This window comes from Actinocrinis sp. (genome assembly GCF_035938995.1).
GTDB lineage: Bacteria > Actinomycetota > Actinomycetes > Streptomycetales > Catenulisporaceae > DASZGI01.
In genome coordinates, this window is the sequence record NZ_DASZGI010000152.1 from 1 (window position 1) to 3,484 (window position 3,484).

General features: G+C 70.6%; 5 protein-coding genes. 2 read left to right on the forward strand and 3 right to left on the reverse strand.

Annotation, left to right across the window (positions count from 1 at the left end):
• A partial coding sequence (locus tag VGZ32_RS10905) for a DinB family protein (RefSeq protein ID WP_326885815.1) occupies window positions 1-531 on the forward strand: 531 nt, incomplete at its 5' end.
• Window positions 532-536: 5 nt separating this feature from the next.
• The gene (locus VGZ32_RS10910) at window positions 537-1,187 is read left to right on the forward strand and encodes an HAD-IA family hydrolase (RefSeq protein ID WP_326885816.1); all 651 of its coding nucleotides are present in this window, start codon (window positions 537-539) and stop codon (window positions 1,185-1,187) included.
• Between the two features lie 104 nt (window positions 1,188-1,291).
• On the opposite strand, the gene VGZ32_RS10915 is transcribed toward VGZ32_RS10910, so the two are convergent.
• The 3 genes from VGZ32_RS10915 to VGZ32_RS10925 form a co-directional block, all read right to left on the reverse strand.
• Window positions 1,292-2,188 carry an LLM class F420-dependent oxidoreductase gene (locus VGZ32_RS10915; RefSeq protein WP_326885817.1) on the reverse strand — a complete coding sequence of 299 codons (897 nt, stop codon included), beginning with the start codon at window positions 2,186-2,188 and terminating at the stop codon, window positions 1,292-1,294.
• A gap of 176 nt (window positions 2,189-2,364) precedes the next feature.
• The gene (locus VGZ32_RS10920; protein WP_326885818.1) at window positions 2,365-2,847 is read right to left on the reverse strand and encodes a hypothetical protein; all 483 of its coding nucleotides are present in this window, start codon (window positions 2,845-2,847) and stop codon (window positions 2,365-2,367) included.
• 258 nt (window positions 2,848-3,105) lie between these two features.
• The coding region (locus VGZ32_RS10925; protein WP_326883670.1) for a choice-of-anchor P family protein at window positions 3,106-3,484 on the reverse strand (379 nt) is incomplete at its 5' end.

Sequence of the window (3,484 nt, forward strand, 5' to 3'; positions counted from 1 at the left end):
ATGGACGAACAGGGGCGTCCAGAGCCTCCCGTTGCCGCCGATGAGGCCGCCACGCTTCTGGGCTTCCTCGATTTCCAGCGCGCGACGTTCGAGTGGAAGTGCTCCGGCCTCGACTCGGCTGGCCTCCAGACCCGGATCGCCGCCTCGACGATGACCCTCGGGGGCATGATCAAGCATCTGGCGCTGGTCGAGGACTCGTGGTTCTCTCGGTCGCTGTATGGCAACGACTATCAGCCGCCGTGGAACGCGATCGACTGGAAGGCCGACCGCGACTGGGAGTGGGATTCGGCCGCGTCCGATACGCCTGAGGAGCTGCGCGCTCTGTGGCAGTCGAGCGTGGAGCGTTCCCGTGCCCTTGTCGCACAGGCGCTGCCGAACGGCGGCCTTGACCAGCTGGCGCAGCGGGGGTGGGCCGACGGCCGGTCTCCCAGCCTGCGCTGGATCGTGGTGCACATGATCGAGGAGTACGCACGGCACAACGGCCATGCCGACCTGCTGCGCGAGGCGATCGACGGGCAAACCGGGGAATAGCCGCCATGCGCTTTGAGGTAGATGCCCTGCTCGTCGACATGGACGGCACGCTGATCGACTCGACCGCCTCGGTCCTGCGCGGCTGGAAGGTGCTCGCCGAGGAGTTCGCGATTCCGGCCGACCGGTTCGCCGCGGTTCCCCGGCACGGCCGTCCGGCTGTCGAGATCCTTCGCGAGCTGGTGGATCCGGAACGCGTCGACCGCGCGGCCGCACGCCTGGACGAGCTGGAAATCTCCGACGTCGACGGCATCGTCCCGCTCCCTGGGGCCGTCGCGCTGCTTTCGGCCGCGCCCGCCGGCACGCTCGCGGTGGTGACGTCGGCCGGGCGGGGCCTGGCCACTGCGCGCTTGCGTGCGGCCGGTCTCACCGCACCGGTCCTCGTGACCGCCGACGACGTCGCCCGTGGCAAGCCCGATCCCGAGCCCTTCCTGCTCGGGGCCGAACTGCTCGGCGCGAAACCCGCGCGTTGCCTGGTGCTCGAGGACGCCCCGGCGGGACTCGCGGCGGGCCGCGCTGCTGGAGCCGCCTGCATCGCGGTGGCTGCTACGCACCATGCCGGCGATCTCGACGCCGACGTGGTGGTTCCGGATCTCAGCGCGCTGCGGATCGAGCGCACGGACACGGGGCTCGTGGTGGAGGTCGCGGACGTCGGCTGAGTTGGCCAGATCCGGCCTGACACGATCCCGGCTGGGCCGGTCCATTGCGTGCGGCCAGGCCCGATCGGAGCCGATGAGGCAGGACCGGTTCCGACCCGGTCGGGTCAGCTCCGCAGCATCTTGATCACGGGGCCGAACGTGCGCATGTACGGCTCGTGCACGCTGAAATAGGTGATCCCGTAGCGCTCGCGGTGGTCCGCGACCTGCTCGGCGATCTGATCGAGCGTGCCGATGAGGATGGTCGGCGCGTCGAGCAGCTGCTGCGCGGTCAACTCGAGGTTGCGCTCGGCCACGACCTTCTCCGCCGCCGCGCGCCGGTCGTCCGCGACGACTACCGCCTGGATCAGGAAGTTGACCTCGATCTCGGCGAGCCGGTCGCCCGCCTGTTCCTGGAAGAAGCGCACCCGCTCGGCGAACTCCTCGTGGCTGCCGGTCCGGAGCGTGCCGGGCGGCTTGCCCTTAACTGACCAGATCGCGGTGTGGCCGACGATGTCCGCGCGCTTGGCCGCGAGCTTGAGGACCCGATCACTGCCACCTGCGATCAGCACCGGCGGCCGGGGATGCTGCGCGGTTCGGTAGCCGTCCGGGGCGTCCGGGGAGAACAGCCGGTCCAGCTCGTCGAGTGTTCGCTCAAGCCGGTCGACGCGCTCGGCGAAGGGCTGCCACGGGATGCCCGCCGCGTCGAACTCGGACTTCATATAGCCCACGCCGAGGCCGAGATCCAGCCTTCCCCCGGTGAGCAGATCCGTCGCGGCGACATCGCGGGCCAGGACGGCGGGGTTCCAGAAGCCGATGTTGAGCACGAACGAGCCGACGCGCATGCGTTCGGTCGCCGCGGCGGCCGCGACCATGGTGGGGAAGGGCGAGGGGCAGTCCTTGCCGAGATGGTCGGGCACGAGCACCGCGTCGTAGCCGAACTCTTCGGCGGTGCGGCAGGTCTCCCGCAGGTCGGCGGGCGATGTCGTGTCACGGAGGTTGAATCCGAACCGGTAGTCGCGCATGCCTTCCACCCTCCCCCGGCCCCGCCGCCCGCGCCAGCCGGTTTCGCAGTCAGCGAATCGATCAGTGGATTCAGGGCTCGACGCGCTGGGCCGAACAGGGCCGTGTCCGCGACCACCGGGTAAGTCGGTCGCGGGCACGGCCCTCTCTCTGACGGCGTCTCCTTAGCCGCCCAGCCTCACTGCTTAGCAGCCGGACGCTGCGGCCGCAGGCCACTCAGCCTGCGCTTCAGCGCCATCCGGCCGACCGTGCTGCCGCCGTTTGTGGAGGTCGGCGCCGATCCCGACGCGGGCCGCGCAGAACCGGCCGCGACGAGGGGTTCGGCGGGTGCGGTCGGCGCTGTGGCGACCGGCGCTGTCGGCGCAGTGGCGGCAGGCGCGGAACGCCGCGACCGCGACCTGGCCTCGCGCCGGAAGCGGAACAGCTCCCTGCGCAACGCCGCGTTCCGCCGCAGCCCGTCCGCCATCATCAGCAGGCCGACCGTCCCGATGGCGCCGATGACGAGCCCGAAGAAGAAGAGTTTTCCAGTCGAGGTGTTGATGTGATAGCCGAAGAGTGCGATACCACCGGGCAGCTGGTGCGCGGCGCCGGTGTTGGCCGCGACTCCGGCAACGCCGACGACGACGGCCGCGGCGAGGATGAGCAGTCCGAGTACGAGCATGCTCCATCTCCCTCTGTGACACGGTTCGAACGCCCGCGCCGGGTCGCGGTCCGCTCGATCGGTGATCACGCAACCCGGCGGTCAGCTCCGACTACCCCCTAGCAGCGGGGATATTCGCTCGCGATGACGGGGAATGGAACGCGCCGGACCAGACGGGCGAGCGAAGCGGCTGGCAGCGCACGCGGAACGCAGCCGGAATGCGGCGGGGCCGCCCGGCACAAGCCGGGCGGCCCCTGGTGGTGTGGTGCGGGGGGTGGGTTAGCAGTTGCCGATGTCGCTGGTCGAGGACGCGATCACCACGTCCAGCAGCCCGAGGGCCTTGATGTGCACGGCGTTGACCGTCAGGCCCTGGTCCGCGCCGGTCACCGGGATCTGCTCGTTCAGCACCAGGGTGACCCCCAGCACGCTGATCGTGGTGTTCGCGCCCGGGTGCACCGCCACGTTCAGCGGGATCCCGCCCACGCTGATCGACGCGATCGTGACCGCGCCGACCGAGCCGGCGCAGCCGGTCGAGGAGGAGGACTGCACCACCCCCACCTTGATCACCGGCAGGCCGAGCACCCCGATCGTGGCGTCCTGCACGGACGCCGACGCGGCCGCACTGCCCGGGTCCACCGCGGTGACGACCTTCGCGCAC